At 73.6% G+C, this 16,626-nt stretch carries 17 protein-coding genes; 8 read left to right on the forward strand and 9 right to left on the reverse strand.

The window, feature by feature from the left end:
* Positions 1 to 26: 26 nt before the first annotated feature.
* Genes ACQPX6_RS24075 through ACQPX6_RS24085 form a run of 3 tightly spaced genes read left to right on the forward strand, consistent with a single transcriptional unit; the run spans position 27 to position 4,223 of the window.
* Complete coding sequence (locus ACQPX6_RS24075) at positions 27 to 1,874, forward strand: DEAD/DEAH box helicase (RefSeq protein WP_433783031.1); 1,848 nt, start codon at positions 27 to 29, stop codon at positions 1,872 to 1,874.
* A 10-nt stretch (positions 1,875 to 1,884) separates the two neighbouring features.
* Complete coding sequence (locus ACQPX6_RS24080) at positions 1,885 to 3,213, forward strand: Rv3212 family protein (RefSeq protein WP_433783032.1); 1,329 nt, start codon at positions 1,885 to 1,887, stop codon at positions 3,211 to 3,213.
* 47 nt (positions 3,214 to 3,260) lie between these two features.
* Positions 3,261 to 4,223 (forward strand): alpha/beta fold hydrolase, encoded by a 963-nt coding sequence (locus ACQPX6_RS24085; RefSeq protein WP_433783034.1) that lies wholly within the window; start codon positions 3,261 to 3,263, stop codon positions 4,221 to 4,223.
* A 3-nt stretch (positions 4,224 to 4,226) separates the two neighbouring features.
* Here ACQPX6_RS24085 and ACQPX6_RS24090 read toward each other — a convergent pair whose 3' ends face one another.
* The 5 genes from ACQPX6_RS24090 to ACQPX6_RS24110 are packed head-to-tail and all read right to left on the reverse strand — an operon-like array spanning position 4,227 to position 7,152.
* Positions 4,227 to 4,694, reverse strand: a complete 468-nt coding sequence (locus ACQPX6_RS24090; protein ID WP_433783035.1) for a hypothetical protein — start codon at positions 4,692 to 4,694, stop codon at positions 4,227 to 4,229.
* Entirely contained in the window at positions 4,691 to 5,545 is an 855-nt protein-coding gene (locus ACQPX6_RS24095; protein WP_433783037.1) for a RecB family exonuclease, read from the reverse strand. Before ACQPX6_RS24095 ends, ACQPX6_RS24090 begins: the two co-directional genes overlap by 4 nt.
* An 11-nt stretch (positions 5,546 to 5,556) precedes the next feature.
* Positions 5,557 to 6,414: a PHP domain-containing protein gene (locus ACQPX6_RS24100; RefSeq protein WP_433783038.1), complete on the reverse strand. Its 858-nt coding sequence runs from the start codon at positions 6,412 to 6,414 to the stop codon at positions 5,557 to 5,559.
* A gap of 11 nt (positions 6,415 to 6,425) precedes the next feature.
* A complete protein-coding gene (locus ACQPX6_RS24105) occupies positions 6,426 to 6,977 on the reverse strand; it encodes a PH domain-containing protein (RefSeq protein WP_433783039.1) in 552 nt (183 codons plus the stop codon).
* 16 nt (positions 6,978 to 6,993) lie between these two features.
* A complete protein-coding gene (locus tag ACQPX6_RS24110) occupies positions 6,994 to 7,152 on the reverse strand; it encodes a hypothetical protein (protein WP_433783040.1) in 159 nt (52 codons plus the stop codon).
* A gap of 107 nt (positions 7,153 to 7,259) precedes the next feature.
* Between ACQPX6_RS24110 and ACQPX6_RS24115 the strand changes: the two genes are divergently transcribed.
* Positions 7,260 to 7,718 carry an NUDIX hydrolase gene (locus ACQPX6_RS24115; RefSeq protein ID WP_433783042.1) on the forward strand — a complete coding sequence of 153 codons (459 nt, stop codon included), beginning with the start codon at positions 7,260 to 7,262 and terminating at the stop codon, positions 7,716 to 7,718.
* Here the strand turns inward: ACQPX6_RS24115 and ACQPX6_RS24120 are convergent.
* Positions 7,715 to 8,248, reverse strand: a complete 534-nt coding sequence (locus tag ACQPX6_RS24120) for a MaoC family dehydratase (RefSeq protein WP_433783043.1) — start codon at positions 8,246 to 8,248, stop codon at positions 7,715 to 7,717. The genes ACQPX6_RS24115 and ACQPX6_RS24120 overlap by 4 nt on opposite strands.
* A gap of 276 nt (positions 8,249 to 8,524) precedes the next feature.
* Here ACQPX6_RS24120 and corA point away from each other — a divergent pair, with 276 nt between their 5' ends.
* Together corA and ACQPX6_RS24130 are read left to right on the forward strand one after the other, a co-directional pair.
* Positions 8,525 to 9,619, forward strand: a complete 1,095-nt coding sequence (gene corA / locus ACQPX6_RS24125; RefSeq protein WP_433783045.1) for a magnesium/cobalt transporter CorA — start codon at positions 8,525 to 8,527, stop codon at positions 9,617 to 9,619.
* A 359-nt stretch (positions 9,620 to 9,978) separates the two neighbouring features.
* On the forward strand, positions 9,979 to 11,481 hold the full coding sequence (locus ACQPX6_RS24130; RefSeq protein WP_433783046.1) for an MFS transporter: 1,503 nt from the start codon (positions 9,979 to 9,981) through the stop codon (positions 11,479 to 11,481).
* A 177-nt stretch (positions 11,482 to 11,658) separates the two neighbouring features.
* Here ACQPX6_RS24130 and ACQPX6_RS24135 read toward each other — a convergent pair whose 3' ends face one another.
* The 3 genes from ACQPX6_RS24135 to ACQPX6_RS24145 form a co-directional block, all read right to left on the reverse strand.
* On the reverse strand, positions 11,659 to 12,177 hold the full coding sequence (locus ACQPX6_RS24135; RefSeq protein WP_433783047.1) for a general stress protein: 519 nt from the start codon (positions 12,175 to 12,177) through the stop codon (positions 11,659 to 11,661).
* A gap of 108 nt (positions 12,178 to 12,285) precedes the next feature.
* Positions 12,286 to 13,479: an acyl-CoA dehydrogenase family protein gene (locus ACQPX6_RS24140; protein WP_433783048.1), complete on the reverse strand. Its 1,194-nt coding sequence runs from the start codon at positions 13,477 to 13,479 to the stop codon at positions 12,286 to 12,288.
* Positions 13,480 to 13,522: 43 nt separating this feature from the next.
* Complete coding sequence (locus ACQPX6_RS24145) at positions 13,523 to 14,482, reverse strand: HpcH/HpaI aldolase/citrate lyase family protein (protein ID WP_433783049.1); 960 nt, start codon at positions 14,480 to 14,482, stop codon at positions 13,523 to 13,525.
* 133 nt (positions 14,483 to 14,615) lie between these two features.
* Here ACQPX6_RS24145 and ACQPX6_RS24150 point away from each other — a divergent pair, with 133 nt between their 5' ends.
* Both ACQPX6_RS24150 and ACQPX6_RS24155 read left to right on the forward strand, forming a co-directional pair.
* Complete coding sequence (locus ACQPX6_RS24150; protein ID WP_433788346.1) at positions 14,616 to 15,890, forward strand: magnesium transporter MgtE N-terminal domain-containing protein; 1,275 nt, start codon at positions 14,616 to 14,618, stop codon at positions 15,888 to 15,890.
* A complete protein-coding gene (locus tag ACQPX6_RS24155) occupies positions 15,883 to 16,518 on the forward strand; it encodes a DUF1003 domain-containing protein (protein WP_433783050.1) in 636 nt (211 codons plus the stop codon). Before ACQPX6_RS24150 ends, ACQPX6_RS24155 begins: the two co-directional genes overlap by 8 nt.
* The last annotated feature ends 108 nt before the right edge of the window (positions 16,519 to 16,626 follow it).

Genomic DNA, 16,626 nt, shown 5'->3' on the forward strand with positions numbered 1-16,626 from the left:
TGGTCCCCGCTCCACGGAGCCGGTGGATGTCGTCGCCGACCCCGACGCGGTCGATCCAGCCGGCCCGCCTCGTGCGCACGAGCCGCGAGAGAGGCAGACCCCTGACCACCGTCACCACCGACACCGCCACGTCCGATCCCCACGGGGACACCGACGACGAGCCGGTCGTCGAACCGCTCAAGGCCGACGCCCCCGTCGCCGAGGACTCCCCCACCTTCGCCGAGCTCGGCGTCGACCCCGCGATCGTCGCCGCGCTGTCGCGCGCCGGCATCGAGCGCACCTTCGCCATCCAGGAGCTGACGCTGCCGCTGGCGCTCGCCGGCGACGACCTCATCGGCCAGGCGCGCACCGGCACCGGCAAGACGCTGGGCTTCGGCGTCCCGCTGCTGCAGCGCTTCGGCCGCCCCACCGAGGACGGCACGCCGCGCGTGCTCGTCGTCGTGCCCACCCGCGAGCTGTGCGTGCAGGTCGCCAAGGACATCGAGGCCGCCGGCGCCGACCTCGGCACCCGCGTCCTGTCGATCTACGGCGGCCGCCCGTACGAGAGCCAGATCGCCGCGCTCCAGCGCGGCGTCGACCTCGTCGTCGGCACGCCGGGCCGCCTGCTCGACCTGGCCCAGCAGGGTCACCTCGTGCTGGCGAAGATCGGCGGGCTCGTCCTCGACGAGGCCGACGAGATGCTGGACCTCGGCTTCCTGCCCGACGTCGAGCGCATCCTCGGCATGCTCCCGGCGCAGCGCCAGACGATGCTGTTCTCGGCCACCATGCCGGGGCCGATCATCACGCTGTCGCGCACGTTCCTGACGCAGCCGACGCACATCCGCGCCGAGCAGGTCGACTCGTCGGCCATCGGCGAGAAGACCGCGCAGTACGTCTACCGCGCCCACGCGCTGGACAAGGTCGAGATGCTGGCCCGCACCCTGCAGGCCACCGACCGCGGCCCGACGATGGTGTTCACCCGCACCAAGCGCACCGCGAGCAAGGTGTCGGAGGAGCTCGCCGAGCGCGGGTTCGCCGTCGGCGCCGTGCACGGCGACCTCGGGCAGGGCGCCCGCGAGCACGCGCTCAAGGCGTTCCGCGACGGGCGCATCGACGTGCTGGTCTGCACCGACGTCGCCGCCCGCGGCATCGACGTCACCGGCGTCACGCACGTCATCAACTACCAGTGCCCGGACGACGCCAAGACCTACATCCACCGCATCGGCCGCACCGGCCGCGCGGGGCTCACCGGCATCGCCGTGACGCTGGTCGACTGGGACGACCTCCCCAAGTGGAAGCTCATCTCGGACGACCTGGCGCTCGGGGCGCCCGAGCCGCCGGAGACGTACTCGAACTCCCCGCACCTCTACGCGGACATGAACATCCCGGAGGGGGCGAGCGGGCGCGTCGCGCGCCGTCGCCGCCCCGCCGAGGAGGAGGCCGAGGACGGCCCGAAGCGCGAGACGCGCGAGAGCACCCGCGACCGCTCGCGCAGCCGCACCCGCGGTGAGCGCGGCACCGGCTCCCGCACGGGCTCCGGCCCGACCGAGGACGCCGCGGCCGACGAGAGCGCCGGCGACGACACCGGTCCGGGCCGGGGCCGGCGCCGCCGTTCGCGCACCCGCCGCGGCGGCGAGGTGGTGGCCGGCGAGGGCACCGAGGGCACCGAGGGCACCGAGGGCACCGACACGGCCACGGAGGCCACCGGGACCTCGGACGCCCCCGAGGCATCCGAGGCGTCGGACGACGCCGACGGCAACGGCGGTCGCCGCCGTCGCCGCCGTCGTGGTGGCCGCGGCTCCGGGTCGCGGTCGAACGGCGGGTCCGACGCGGGTACGGACACCGGCTCCGACGAGGCCGCCCCCGCGGCGGCGTCGGCCCCCGCGTCCGAGTAGTCCCCCGCCGGTGAGTTCACCGACGTCCCCGCCGGACGCCCCGCCGGCGGCGGGCCCGCGGCGTGCCCGCCTGCCCGCCCCGGAGCGGCGCCGCCGCGGCGACCTCGTCGCGGTCGCGCTGATCGCCGTCGTCGTCGTGGTCGGCACCGTCCTGGTGCTGGCCACGGGCGACGGCGCGGGCACGACGTCGCGGGTGGCCACCCCGCCGCTCGCGCCGTCGCCCGACGGGCCGGTCCCCACCGCGCTCGCCGAGGCGTGGCGCGCGGAGAGCCCCGCGACGCCCGCACCCCTGGCCGTCGGTCCCGCCGTCATCACCGCGGGGCCCGACGGCGTCGTGGGCCACGACCCGGCCACGGGCCGCGAGGCGTGGAGCTACCGCCGCGCCCAGCCCCCGTGCACCGTGGGCAGCGGCTTCGGCGACGTCCTGGCCGTCTTCCGCACCGAGGGCGCGCTGGGCACCTGGTGCTCCGACGTCGCCACGCTCGAACCGGGCACCGGGGCGCGCGGTCCGGCCCGCAACGCCGACCTGCGCGAGGGCACCCGGCTGCTCGCCGACCGCGACCACGTCACCGGCACGGGTGCCGAGCACGTCGAGACCTGGCGTTCGGACCTCGTGCTGACCACCGAGGTGGGCCGGGTGGAGACGCCGGTCCAGCCCCCCGACGCGCAGCCGCGGGCCGGGTGCACCAACGGCTCGGTGGCCGTGGGCGGCGGCACCGTCGGCATGGTGCAGCGCTGCCCCGGCGAGGACTCCGACCGGCTCACCGTGCTCGACGCCGACCCCCAGAGCTCGGAGAAGCCCGAGGAGCGCTCCAGCACGCTGCTGGGCGTCCGGGGCGCCCGGCTCGTGGCCCTGACCGACCAGCGGGCCGCGTGGGCCGGACCGGACGGCACCCTGCACGTCGTCGCCACCTCGCCCGAGACCGCGGACCTCAGCGCCCTCGCCGAGGCGCTGTACCCCCTCGGTCCCGCCGCCGGCCCGACCACCGACCCGCCGGGGCTCGCCGCCGCCGTGCGGCCCGTCGGCCCGGTCCTGCTGTGGTGGACGGGCACCGCGACCGTCGCCCTCGACGCCGGCGACCTGCGCCCGCGCTGGACCGTGCCCGGCGCGCTCGGGGCGGGCGCGGCGTGGCCGGGCAGCGCGCCCGCAGCCGTCGTCCTCGTCCCGGTGCCCGAGGGCCTCGCCGTCCTCGACGCCGAGACCGGCACCCCGCGCGGACCGGCGATCCCCGTCGCGCGCGACCTGCCGGCGGGCGCCCCGGTGGCGGTGGCCGCGGCCGGGACGACCGTGGTGGAGCTGCGCGGGTCGACCGTCGTGGCCCTCCGCCCACCCGGCTAGGGATGCGCGCCACCTCTCGTACGCCCGGATGCGGCAGAGTGACCGAGGTGGGCCGACCCGAGACCCCCGATCCCGCGGGGCGCGCCGTGCCGCGCCCGCCCGACGCCACCCCGACCACGGTGGCGGTCGCGCGCGGGCAGGCGCAGTGCCACCCCCACCGCGCGCGCCGCACGACGGTCGACTCACCGCACGGCCCCCTCGCCGCCCTGCGCGCCGACCCCGTCGAGGAGGCCGCGGCCCCCGGGGCGCCGGCGACGGCGCTGCTCCTGCCCGGCTACTCGGGCTCCAAGGAGGACTTCGCGCCGCTGATCGACCCGATCGCCGCGGGCGGCATCGGGGTGCTGGCCGTCGACCTGCCCGGCCAGTACGAGTCACCGGGGCCCGAGGCGGAGAACGACCACCGGCCCGCGGCCCTCGGGGCGATCGTGGCCGGGATCGTCGCCGACGAGGCCGCCGCCGGGCGCCGGGTGCTGCTGCTCGGGCACTCGTTCGGCGGGCTGGTGGCCCGCGCGGCGCTGCTCGCGGGGGCGCCGGTGTCCGGGCTGACGCTCATGGACTCGGGGCCGGGCGAGCTGCCGATGGGCGGGCGCCGCACCCAGCTCGACGTGCTCGAGCCCGTCCTGCGCCGGCGCGGGATCGAGGCGGTGGTCGCGCTGCGCGACGCGTCAGGCGAGTGGTCGTCGACCGACCCGCAGGTCGTCGCGCTCCTGCGCGAGCGTCTGCGGCGCTCGACGGCGGCGGGCCTGCTGGGCATGGGCGACGCGCTGCGCGCCGAGCCCGACCGCACCGCCGAGCTCGTCGCCACCGTCCGCGCGCGGCGCGTGCCGACGCTCGTGGTGTGCGGGATCGACGACGACGCCTGGCCGGTCAGCGTGCAGCGCGCGATGGCCGACCGGCTCGAGGCCGAGTTCGCCGCGGTGCCGGGTGCGGCGCACGCGCCCAACGTCGAGAACCCGGGGGCGCTGCTCGACGTGCTCGTGCCCACCTGGCGGACCTGGCTGCGCGAATAGACACTAAGCCCACCAGGACGACCACAGCACGGCCAGCAGGATCACCGGCACCGCCGCCGCGGCGGCGATCGCGGGCCCCGAGGCGGTGCGACGGTGCGCGGCGACGGCCGTGGCCCCGACGGCGAGGACGGCGCCGATGAGGTGCCCGGCGACGGTGTCGGCGCCCGGCCCGGGGCCGCCGAGCAGCACCGGCGCGAGCAGCACCACCACCGCCAGCACCACGAGCCCGCCCGCCAGCACGCGGGCGACCGCGACGGCGCGGCGGCGGGGCCGGGCGAGGCGGTCGCGGCGCTGCGCCCGCGGGATGCCGGCGGTGGAGAACCCCGGCGCCGGCGTGGCGAACCCGCTGGGCGGCGTCGGGCGGCCGGTGGCGCTCCGGCCGCGGGTGGGGGCGGACCGCGGGGTGCCGCCCCACGGCGGTGTGGGGGTGGCGTCGGGGTCGCGGTGGGGGTCGGGGTGGGCGTGGCTCACGGCGCCAACCCCGACCAGGCGACGTCGGCCGGCGCGGCGGCCCGGCCCTCGGGGCAGTGGTGGCGCACGTCGCACGCCCCGCAGCGGGGGCCCGGGGCGGGCGGGAAGAGGTCCTCGGTGCGCGACGGCGCGGCCTCCCACGCCTCGGCGGCCCCCGCGAGTCCGGCCGCCGACGCCTCGGCCCGCGCGCGGTGCGCGGCGAGGGAGTCCTCGTCGTGGTCGGCGGCGGCCACGGTGCCGCTGGGCAGGTGGTGCAGCTCGACGCGCCGGCACGGGCGGCGCAGCACCCGGCGCACCGCGAGCGCGTAGAGCGCCAGCGCCGGCGAGCGCCGCACGTCCTCGGTGTCGGGCACGCGCCGGCCGGTCTTGTAGTCGACGACGACGATCTCGCCGTCGCGGTCGTCGAGACGGTCGGCGCGGCCCTCGGCGACGATCGTGCCGACCGGCGCGCTGAGCCAGCGCTCGCGGCCCACCGGCTCGCCCTGGGGCTCCGGGGCGTCGGGGACGGCGTGGCGCTCGACGTACTCGGCCACCCAGCCGCGGGCCCGCTCGCGGTACACCGCGGCCTGCGCGTCGTCGCGGAAGCCCTCGCTCGACCAGCGGCGCTCCACCTCGGCGGCGGCGCGCGGGCCGCTGCGCCGGGCCGGGGGCTCGCCGAGCACGGCGTGCAGCGCGTTGTGCACCACCGCGCCCAGTGTGCTCGCCGCCCGCGGCCCGCCCCGCGGCGGCGGCGGCCGGTCGAGGTAGGTGAGGCGGTACCGCCGCCGGCAGTCCTCCCACGTGGCGAGGCGCGACGGCGTCACGCGGACCAGGCGGGCGGGCATGCCGTCCAGACCCAGCTGCAGGCTCATCACCGCCCAGACTAGGCGAGCACCTCCGCGCCGCTCGCACGCGCCACGAGCGCCTCGAGCACCGCCGGGTCGGTGGTCTCGGCCGCGATCGGCGTCGTCTTGTTGGTGCCGTGGTAGTCGCTGGACCCGGTCGCGAGGAGCCCGGTCGCCGCCGCCACGTCGCGCAGGGTGGCGCGGTCGGCCGGCGCGTGGTCGGGGTGGTCGACCTCGATCCCGGCGAGCCCCTCGCCCGCCAGGTCCGCCAGCACCGACGCCTCGACGATCGGGCCCTTCTTGCGCGCGAAGGGGTGGGCGAACACCGCCACGCCGCCGGCCGCGCGGATCATCGCGACGGCCGTCGCGATCGGGGTGTTCTCCTTCTCGACGTAGTAGGGCCCGTCCTTGCGCAGGATGTGCTCGAACGCCTCGGACACCGAACCCACCACGCCCGCGTCGACGAGCGCCCGGCCCAGGTGCGGTCGCCCGGCCGGCGAGTCGGCGGGCAGCCGGGCCAGCAGCTCGTCGGCGTCGATCGGCAGGCCGCCGGCGGCCATCCGCACCCCCATCGCCCGCACGCGGTCCCGTCGCGAGGCCCGCAGCCGCTCCTGCTCGGCGCGGATCTCCGGGGCGTCGGGGTCGAACAGGTAGCCCAGGAGGTGCGCGGTGACCGTCCCGCCGCGCCCGTCGGGGCTCTCGGTGGAGAACTCCGCACCGCGCACCAGCGTCATCCCGCTCGGCCGGGCCGCGGCGGCCTCGTCCCAGCCCGCGGTGGTGTCGTGGTCGGTCAGCGCCAGCACGGTGACGCCCGCGGCCCGGGCGGTGGCGAGCAGCTCGGTGGGCGTCTCGGTGCCGTCGGAGACCGTGGAGTGGGTGTGGAGATCGATCGTCACGCGCACAGTGTTCAGCGGCGGCGGCCGCGGGCTGCGCCGAACCCCGATCCGGGCAGCGTGTACGACCGGGTCTGGCGCTTGTCGCCGAACACCAGCTCGGAGATCGCCTCGTAGACCTCTTCGGGGTCGGGCAGGAAGTCGATCCGGTTGAGCGCCTGGATCTGGCCTGCCGACTCGATGACCATCGTCCCGTAGCCCAGCAGGCGGCCGTTGAGGGTGCGCACGAAGCTGAGGTCGGTGACCTTGGTCAGCGGCATCATGCCGACGCTGTGGGTGAAGATCCCCTTGGTGAGCATCACGCGCTTGTCGGTGACGACGACCTTCTCGACCCACCACTCGCTGACCTTGTAGCTGGTCTTGAGCAGCACCAGCAGCGCGCCGTACCAGAACAGGTTGTCGAGCACGACGTTCTGCGGCAGGAACGCCGCACCCAGCGCGAGCAGGACGAACAGGACGACGGCCTGCAGCACCTCGCTGACGATCACCGCCCAGTGCCGCCGGAACCGGATCACCCGGCGCTCGGTGGGCAGGACGTACTCGTCGACCTCGCGGGGTGCCAGCACGTCGGACCTCCGGGACCTAGAACAACGCCTGGATGAACTGGACCACGGACGTCGCCGCGTCGGCCAGGATCGTGAGGATGCTCAACACGAGGTCCGCGGACCCCTGCGGGTTCGAGATCACGAAGAAGAGCGCGAACGCCACGCCCACCACGATGCCCAGTTTCTTCGCGTTCACCAGGGGTCCCTCGCGGTGGTCGACCGACGTGTCGTCGGCAGTATGGGGTCGTGCGCGCCGGGACAGCCATCCGGCACGTGGTGATACTAGGGTGATCTGGAGTGACGATGCGTGACCCCCGGGGCGCGTCGGGCGCGTCGCCACCCGATCCGGCCGAGGTCCCCTGTGTCGGCGGCGTCGTCACGGACGCGGACGGTCGCCTCCTGCTGGTCCGACGGGCGCACGACCCCGAGGCCGGGCGGTGGTCGCTGCCCGGCGGACGGGTGGAGCCGGGCGAGGGCACGGCCGACGCGACGGCCCGCGAGGTGGCCGAGGAGACCGGGCTGAGCGTCGCCGTGGGCGAGGAGGTCGGCAGTGTGCGCCGCCCCGCCCCCGACGGCCGGGTCTTCGTGATCCACGACTTCCGCTGCCGCCCGCTCGACGCGTCCGCCGTCCCGCGGGCCGGCGACGACGCCGCGGACGTGCGGTGGGTCGACGCCGCCGGCTACGCCGCCCTCGACGCGGCCGGCGAGCTCGTCACCGGGCTCACCGACGCGTTGCGCGGGTGGGACTGCCTGCCGTCCTAATCGCGCTGCGGGACGGGGCGACGCGGCTGCTCGGCCTCAGCCAGGATCTGGTCGGAGGGAGCGTCGTCGGTGCCCTCGGACGCCGGGCGCTTGGGCACCATCACCTTGCGGCGGTAGATGCACACGACGACGCCGTCCTGGTTGTAGCCGATCGTCTCGACCTGGACGACGCCGCGGTCGTTCTTCGACGACGACTCCTTCTTGTCCAGCACCGTCGACTCGCCGTAGATCGTGTCACCGTGGAAGACCGGCTTGACGTGGCGCAGCGACTCGACCTCGAGGTTCGCGATCGCCTTGCCCGACACGTCGGCCACCGACATGCCCAGCAGCAGCGAGTAGACGTAGTTGCCGACGACGACGTTGCGCCCCTGCTGCGTGCCCTCCGCGTAGTGCGAGTCCAGGTGCAGCGGGTGGTGGTTCATCGTGATGAGGCAGAACAGGTGGTCGTCGTACTCGGTGACCGTCTTGCCCGGCCAGTGCTTGTAGGTCGCACCGACCTCGAACTCCTCGAAGTACCGACCGAACTGCACGGATCCGCCTCCTGAACGTCGCTGGTCCGCGGGGCGTCGACCGGTGCCTCCGTCCGACGCCGCGCATGGCGGCCGTTAGGATGACGGATCGACCGACGTGGTGTCGTGCGAGGCAAGGGAGGTGAGACGTGTCCGACTCGAGGTCCAACCCGCCCAGTACGGGCCGCGTCTCCCTCCGGACGCTCGTCACGCGCTGACCGGCGCGGGTCGTCCGGGGAGGGATGCGGTGGTCACGAGGCCAGCCCCCGCCACACCGTCCGGCCCCCGGAGGTCCCCATGCCCAGCCTTCCCGCGCTGCGCAACGCCGGTTCCCGCGTGATCCGCCCCGGCCGTCTCCGGCCCCAGGAAGCGCGCGTCCCGCACGTCCCCCTGGCCGCCTTCGTCGTCGACTGCGCCGTCTACGTCGACGGTGTGCGCCTCGAGGGGCGGTGGAACCACCGAGACGCGATCGCCGAGGTCCGCCGGCGCGAGGAGGGCTTCGTCTGGATCGGGCTGCACGAGCCCGACGCCGAGCAGATCCAGGACATCGCCGAGGTCTTCGGGCTCCACCCGCTCGCCGTCGAGGACGCGGTGCACGCCCACCAGCGCCCCAAGATCGAGCGCTACGACGACATGCTGTTCTCGGTGTTCAAGACCATGCGCTACGTCGCGCACGCCTCGCCGACCACGGCCAACGAGATCGTCGAGTCGGGCGAGCTCATGGTCTTCCTGGGCCCCGACTTCGTCGTGACGGTCCGCCACGGCCAGCACTCCGGGCTGCGCCGCGTGCGCCACCAGCTCGAGGCCGACCCCGAGCACCTCGCCCAGGGCCCCGCCGTCGTGCTGCACGCGGTGGCCGACCACATCGTCGACGCCTACCTCGCGGTGTCCGAGGGCGTCGAGGGCGACATCGACACGATGGAGACCGAGGTCTTCGCGCCGTACAGCGAGGTCGGCGCCGAGCAGATCTACCTGATGAAGCGCGAGGTCCTCGAGCTGCGCCGGGCGATCACCCCGCTCGTGGTGCCGATGCGCCGGCTCACCGAGGGCTACTCGCCGCTCGTGCCGTCGGAGGTGCGCAGCTACTTCCGCGACGTCGACGACCACCTCGCGACCGTGGCCGAGCGTGTCGGGTCGTTCGACGAGCTGCTGACGACGCTGGTCGACGCGGTCCTCGCCAAGATCACGCTGCGCCAGAACAACGACATGCGCAAGATCACCGCCTACGCCGCCCTGCTCGCGGTGCCCACGATGCTGGCGGGCATCTACGGCATGAACTTCGACTACATGCCCGAGCTGCACTGGCAGTTCGGCTACCCCGCGGTGATCCTCGTGATCCTGACCATCTGCGCGGTGCTCTGGCGGACGTTCCGCCGCAACAGGTGGCTTTGACCTTCGGTCTCGTGCGTGCTTGCCCGTGCTGGAGCACGGGCAAGCACGCACACCCCGGGCTGGTGCGACGTCCGGCGCAGTCCCCGCCCGCCGTCGGGCGATCCGTAGATCACGAGACGGCCACGACCTCGGCGGGACCCGTTTCACTGCGTGATCGACATCGGCCGCGAACCGGACGGAACGGCCCACGAGCCGGTGTCGATCGTCCTCGATCGTCCCGCTATGCCCGACTTCTCCTGTCACCCATCGTGATCGCGAGGGCGTGACCGTCCGACCACGGTGAGGCATCACCGCAGGCCGGAGTGGGAACGTTCTCGCTCGCGTTCCCGTGGTGAGAACGCTCCGTGACAGGAGGTGCCATGACGACGCGGTTCCCCTCGCCCGCCCAGGGTTCCGTCCGCAGCCTCATCCCCGCCCGCATCGACCGGCTGCCGTGGTCGCCGTTCCACACCCGGATGGTGCTCGCGCTCGGCTCGTGCTGGATCCTCGACGGCCTCGAGATCACCATCGCCAGCAACGTCGGCGAGAAGCTCTCGGGCGCCGATCGGCTCGGCATCTCGACGACGGCGGTCGGCCTGCTGGCCACCGTCTACCTCTTCGGTCAGGTGATCGGCGCCCTGGTCTTCGGCCAGATCTCCGACCGCCTCGGGCGCCGCAAGCTCTTCTTCATCACCCTCGCCATCTACTTCGGCGGCAGCGCGCTCACCGCGCTGACGCTGGGCACCGGCGCCGCGTCCATCGGCTTCCTCTACCTGACCCGCTTCATCGCCGGCGCCGGCATCGGCGGGGAGTACGCGGCGATCAACTCCGCCATCGACGAGCTGATCCCCGCGCCGTACCGCGGTCGCACCGACATCATCGTGAACGGCACCTACTGGGCCGGCGCCGCGATCGCCGCGGTCATCCAGATCCCGCTGCTGTCCGGGGCCATCTCCCCGAACCTCGACTGGCGCCTGGCCTTCCTCATCGGCCCCGTGCTGGCGATCGTGATCATCTTCCTGCGCCGCTCGGTGCCGGAGAGCCCGCGGTGGCAGATCATGCACGGGCGCGGTGAGGAGGCCGACGCGTCGATCCGGTTCATCGAGCAGGAGGTGGAGACCTCCACCGGCCGCCCCGTCGAGCCGGTGGACGACAGCAAGGCCATCGAGATCACGCCGACCCCGCAGGCGGGCTACCTCACGCTGCTGCGGATCCTGTTCCGGACCTACCCGGGGCGGTCCACGCTCGGCGCCACGCTGATGATCACGCAGTCGTTCCTGTACAACGCGATCTTCTTCTCGTACGCCATCGTGCTCACGCACTTCTACCTCGGCCCGGACGCCGACACCTCGATCTACTACATCCCCTTCGCGGTCGGGAACTTCCTCGGCCCGCTCCTGCTCGGACGGCTCTTCGACACGATCGGCCGCCGCCAGATGATCTCCGGCACCTACCTGCTCGCCGGGACGCTGCTCGTCATCACCGCGTTCCTCTTCCGGGCCGGGGTGCTCACCGCGGTGACCCAGACCATCGCCTGGTGCATCATCTTCTTCTTCGCCTCGGCGGGCGCCAGCGCGGCGTACCTGACGGTCAGTGAGATCTTCCCGATGGAGGTCCGGGCCAAGGCCATCGCGGTGTTCTTCGCGATCGCCCAGGTGTTCGGCGCCGTGGCGCCGCTGATCTACGCGCTCATGATCGGGCCGGAGGAGAACCCGAGCACCTCGGGGCTGTTCTGGGCCTACATCCTCGGCGCCCTGGTGATGATGATCGGCGGGGTCGTCGCCCTCGTGCTGGGCGTGGCGGCGGAGAACAAGTCGCTCGAGGACATCGCCACCCCGCTGTCGGTCGTGCGGGCCACGGGCGTCGGGGGCGTGGGGACCTGACCACCTCGCCCGTGACGTGACGAGGCCCCGCCCGGGACGATCCGGGCGGGGCCTCGTCATGCCTCTCGAAGGTGACCGTCGAGGTGGCGGCTTTCCTGACCCTATCGGCGTGCTGTATCGGACTGGCCAGCGTGGCCGCCACGCTGGCACACCCGTGCGCCGTCCGGACCAGCGAGGTCAGCCGTCGGTGCCCATCGCGAGCTTGCCCAGCATGTCGCGGGCCTTCTCGGCGTTGCGGGGCTGGCAGAGCACGTCGTAGCGCCCCGCCACGAGCTGGCTCTGCGAGGTGAAGTCCCGCCGGCCACGGCTCGCGCCGTACGTGATCGCCCCGGACACCACACCGAACACCACACCGATCGCGAGGCCGGTGAGGATCGACGACAGCCCGGCGCCGGGCGGGGAGAGCAGCGAGAGCACGAGGCCCACGAACAGGCCCAGCCACGCCCCCGACGCCGCGCCCGTGGCCAGCACGCGGCCCCAGGTCAGGCGGCCGATGACCCGCTCGACCAGCATGAGGTCCACGCCGACGATGGTGACGTCGGCGACGGGGAACTCGTTGTCGGCCAGGTGGTCGACCGCCCGCTGGGCCTCCTCGTACTTCGCGTAGGAGCCCACCGGCCAGCCCGACGGCGGCTCGGGGAGGTTCGGCAGCCCGGGCTGGGCGCCGGGGCGGTTCCCGGTGAACGGCGCAGTCACGACGATCCCTCGCTGTCCCTGATTCGACGGTTCCGTCCCGTACAACGCCGGACACGCCGCGGGAGTGCCCGACGGTTACGTGACGGTGCCGACGGACGGTACCGCCGATCAGCGCAGCTTGTAGTCCTTGAGCAGACCGCGGCTGATGATCGTCTTCTGGATCTCGGAGGTGCCCTCGCCGATGAGCAGGAACGGCGCCTCGCGCATGAGGCGCTCGATCTCGTACTCCTTGGAGTAGCCGTAGCCGCCGTGGATGCGGAACGACTCCTCGGTGACCTCCTTGCAGTACTCCGAGGCGAGCATCTTGGCCATCCCGGCCTCGACGTCGTTGCGCTCGCCGCGGTCCTTGAGGTTCGCGGCGTTGACCATCATGTGGTGCGCGGCCTCGACCTTGGTGGCCATCTCGGCGAGCTTGAACGCGATGGCCTGGTGGCCGGCGATGGGCTTGCCGAACGTCGAGCGCTGCTGGGCGTACTCGATGCCGAGCTCGAAGGCGCGGATCGCGATGCCGCAGGCGCGGGCGGCGACGTTGACGCGGCCGACCTCGACGCCGTCCATCATCTGCGCGAAGCCCTTGCCGGGCGCGTGGCCCAGCACCTGGCTCTGCGGGATGCGGTGGCCGTCGAACACCATCTCGGTGGTGTCGACGCCCTTGTAACCCATCTTGTCGATCTTGCCGGGGATCGAGAGCCCCTCGGCGACCTTGCCGAAGCCGCGGGGCTTGTCCACCAGCAGCGTCGTCAGGTTCTGGTACGGCTTCTCGGCGCCCTCGTCGGTCTTGACCAGCACCGCGGTGAGGTTCGACGAGCCGCCGTTGGTCAGCCACATCTTGGCGCCGTTGACGATGTAGTCGTCGCCGTCGGCCTTCGCGCTGGTCTTGATGGCGGCGACGTCGGAGCCGAGGTCGGGCTCGGACATCGAGAACGAGCCGGTGATCTCGCCGGTGGCCATCTTCGGCAGGTAGTGCGCCTTCTGCTCCGGCGTGCCGTGCTGGCGCAGCATGTAGGCGACGATGAAGTGGGTGTTGATGACGCCCGAGACGCTCATCCACCCGCGGGCGATCTGCTCGACCACCAGCGCGTAGGTCAGCAGCGACTCGCCCAGACCGTCGTACTCCTCGGGGATCATGAGCCCGAACAGGCCCATCTCCTTCATCCCGTCGACGATCTCCTGCGGGTACTCGTCGGCGTGCTCGAGGTCCTGCGCGTGAGGGATGATCTCCTTGTCCACGAAGTCGCGGACCGTGGACAGGATCTCCTGCTGCACATCGGTCAGGCCGGCGGTCTGGGCGAGGCGTGCCATGCGTCGTGCTCCCCTGCTGCGGTGCGGTTACCGACGAGTATGCCTAGTTCTCCGGGGGCGTCCAGCGCTCGCCGCGGGTCATGCCCGCCGCGCGGCCCTTGCCGGCGATGACGAGCGCCATCTTGCGCGAGGCCTCGTCGATCATCTCGTCCCCGAGCATCGCCGAGCCCTTCGCGCCGCCGGCCTCGGAGGTGAACCACTCGTAGGCGTCGAGGATGTTCTCGGCGTGCTCGTAGTCCTCCTGCGAGGGCGAGAACGTCTCGTTGGCGGCGTCGATCTGGCCGGGGTGCAGCACCCACTTGCCGTCGAAGCCCAGCGCCGCGGCCCGGTTGGCCACGCGGCGGAAGCCGTCGACGTCGCGGATCTGCAGGTAGGGGCCGTCGATGGCCTGCAGGTCGTTGGCCCGCGCGGCCATGAGGATCTGCATGAGGATGTAGTGGTAGGCGTCGCCCTCGGTGTAGCCGGGGGGCTGCTCGCCGACCACGAGCGACTTCATGTTGATCGAGGCCATGAAGTCGGCGGGGCCGAAGACGATGGTCTCCAGGCGCGGCGACGCCTCGGCGATCGCGACGACGTTGTTGAGCCCGCGGGCGTTCTCGATCTGCGCCTCGACGCCGATCCGACCGACCTCGAGGCCCATCGTCTTCTCGATCTGCGTGAGCAGGAGGTCGAGCGCGTGGACCTGCTCGGGCGTCTGCACCTTCGGCAGCATGATGGCGTCGAGGTTGGCCCCGGCGCCCTCGACGACCTCGGTGACGTCGCGGTAGGTCCACTCGGTGGTCCAGTCGTTGACGCGCACGACACGCGTCTTGCCCTCCCAGCCACCCTCGTTGAGGGCGGCCACGATCGTCTTGCGGGCCTCGGGCTTCACCAGCGGTGCGCAGGCGTCCTCGAGGTCCAGGAAGATCTGGTCGGCGGGCAGGGTGCGGGCCTTGTCGATGAACTTCTGGCTCGACCCCGGCACCGCCAGGCACGACCGGCGGGGGCGGTTCTCCACGCTCACTTGGCTGCTGACCTCCTCGTCGAGAGTTGCGCCGATGCTGGCACGCGTCTCCGCGCGGCATCGGGCGAGGTGGCGACCCTCTCACCCGTGACTCGATCCAGCTGCGCGTTAGCCTGCTGACGTGACAACCGCCATGACCAGGGTGTTCGTGGCGCGCATGGTCGGACTGCCCGTCCTGGGTCCGGACGGGGAACGCATCGGGCGCGTCCGCGACGCCGTCTGCGCGGTCTCGGTCGGACCCCGGCCGCCCCGGGTGCTCGGGCTCGTCGTCGGGGTCGGGTCCCGCCGGCGCATCTTCGTGCCGATGCTGCGGGTCACGGCGGTGGACGCCAACGCGGTGACGCTGGCGACGGGCCAGGTCAACCTGCGGGCGTTCGCGCAGCGCCCCAACGAGGTGCTCGTGGTCGGCGAGATGCTCGACGCCCGTGTCCGCGTCGTCGACCACGACGCCGACGCCCAGGTCGTCGACGTGCTCATGGAGCACCAGCGCAGTCGCGACTGGCTGGTCACCCGGCTCGCGGTCCGCGAGCTGGTCGGGCGGCTGGGCCGGCGCGGGCCGGTGCAGGTGCTGCCGTGGGCCGCGGTGTCGGGGCTGTCGCTCTCCGAGGAGGGCCAGGGCACCGAGCAGCTGCTGGCGACGTACGAGGACATGCGCCCGGCCGACGTCGCGCACGCGCTGATGGACCTGCCGCAGCGGCGGCGCCACGACGTCGCCGACGGCCTCGGCGACGGGCGGCTGGCCGACGTCCTCGAGGAGCTGCCGTCCGCCGAGCAGCAGGACCTCCTGCGTCACCTCACCACCGACCGCGCCGCCGACGTGCTCGAGGAGATGGACCCCGACGACGCCGCGGACCTGCTGGCCGACCTGCCCGGCGCCGAGTCCGAGGAGCTGCTGGGGCTCATGGAGCCGGAGGACTCGGAGCCGGTGCGCCGGCTGCTGACGTACTCGTCGGACACCGCGGGCGGCCTCATGACCCCGGAGCCGATCGTGCTGGCCCCCGGGGCGACGATCGCCGAGGCGCTCGCCCACGTCCGCAACCCCGACATCACCCCGGCGCTGGCGTCGATGGTGTTCGTGTGCCGCCCGCCGTCGGCCACGCCCACCGGGCGCTACCTCGGCTGCGTGCACGCCCAGCGGCTGCTGCGCGAGGCCCCGTCGGAGCTGGTGGCGGGCGTGCTCGACTCGGAGCTGACGCGCCTGGGCCCGGAGGCCTCGCTCGCCGAGGTCACCCGCTACTTCGCCACCTACAACCTGGTGTGCGGCCCCGTCATCGACGAGGGCGGGCACCTGCTGGGCGCGGTCACCGTCGACGACGTCCTCGACCACCTGCTGCCCGAGGACTGGCGCTCCCAGCCCGACCCCGAGCCCGCAGCACCCGCCCCCACCGCCGGAGGCGGCCGTGCCTGAAGCCACTTCCCGACGCCGGCTGGACCAGCCCGTCGGCACCGCACGGCTGCGCCTCGGCGTCGACGCCGAGTGGTTCGCCCGCGTCGCCGAGCGCCTCGCGCGGTTCCTCGGCACCGGCACGTTCCTGCTCTGGCAGTCGGTGATCGTGCTGATCTGGATCGTGCTGAACGTCTTCGCGCTCAGCCTGCAGTGGGACCCCTACCCGTTCATCCTGCTCAACCTGGCCTTCTCCACCCAGGCCGCGTACGCCGCGCCGCTGATCCTGCTGGCGCAGAACCGCCAGGACGACCGTGACCGCGTCTCCCTCGAGGAGGACCGCACGCGCGCCGGGCGGCTCTCGGCCGAGACCGAGTACCTGGCGCGCGAGCTGGCGTCGATGCGTCTGCAGCTCGGCGAGGTCGTCACCCGCGACTACCTGCGCGGCGAGCTCGAGCAGCGCGGCCCGCGCGGTGACGGGGAGCGGGGCGGCAAGGACCGGAACCTGGAGAAGACGGTGGGCAAGGCCGTCGACCGTGCCGTCGACCGTGCGGTGCACCGGGCGCTGGGCACCGCCGTGGAGGAGGCCCTGGTCCGCGTGCTCGAGCAGCGCGCGCCCACCGTGGACGGCGAACGCACCAACGGTCGGTGAGCCCCCGGTGAGCGGGGCGTGACGGGGGCCGCTCCCCGTGCGGGCGGGACCTGGGCACCGGGCACGTAGCATGGTGGTGAGCCGACGGGGCCGACGTGCCCCGTCCCC

The sequence above is a fragment of the Actinomycetospora sp. CA-101289 genome (assembly GCF_050955895.1).
Classification (GTDB): Bacteria; Actinomycetota; Actinomycetes; order Mycobacteriales; family Pseudonocardiaceae; genus Actinomycetospora.

Excerpts from the sequence above, each read along its gene's own strand:
- corA (WP_433783045.1), top strand. The coding sequence starts at position 8,525 with ATGCCCAGCCTTCCCGCGCTGCGCAACGCCGGTTCCCGCGTGATCCGC.
- ACQPX6_RS24115 (WP_433783042.1), top strand. The coding sequence starts at position 7,260 with ATGCGTGACCCCCGGGGCGCGTCGGGCGCGTCGCCACCCGATCCGGCC.
- ACQPX6_RS24095 (WP_433783037.1), bottom strand. The coding sequence starts at position 5,545 with ATGAGCCTGCAGCTGGGTCTGGACGGCATGCCCGCCCGCCTGGTCCGC.
- ACQPX6_RS24075 (WP_433783031.1), top strand. The coding sequence starts at position 27 with ATGTCGTCGCCGACCCCGACGCGGTCGATCCAGCCGGCCCGCCTCGTG.
- ACQPX6_RS24130 (WP_433783046.1), top strand. The coding sequence starts at position 9,979 with ATGACGACGCGGTTCCCCTCGCCCGCCCAGGGTTCCGTCCGCAGCCTC.
- ACQPX6_RS24140 (WP_433783048.1), bottom strand. The coding sequence starts at position 13,479 with ATGGCACGCCTCGCCCAGACCGCCGGCCTGACCGATGTGCAGCAGGAG.
- ACQPX6_RS24150 (WP_433788346.1), top strand. The coding sequence starts at position 14,616 with ATGACCAGGGTGTTCGTGGCGCGCATGGTCGGACTGCCCGTCCTGGGT.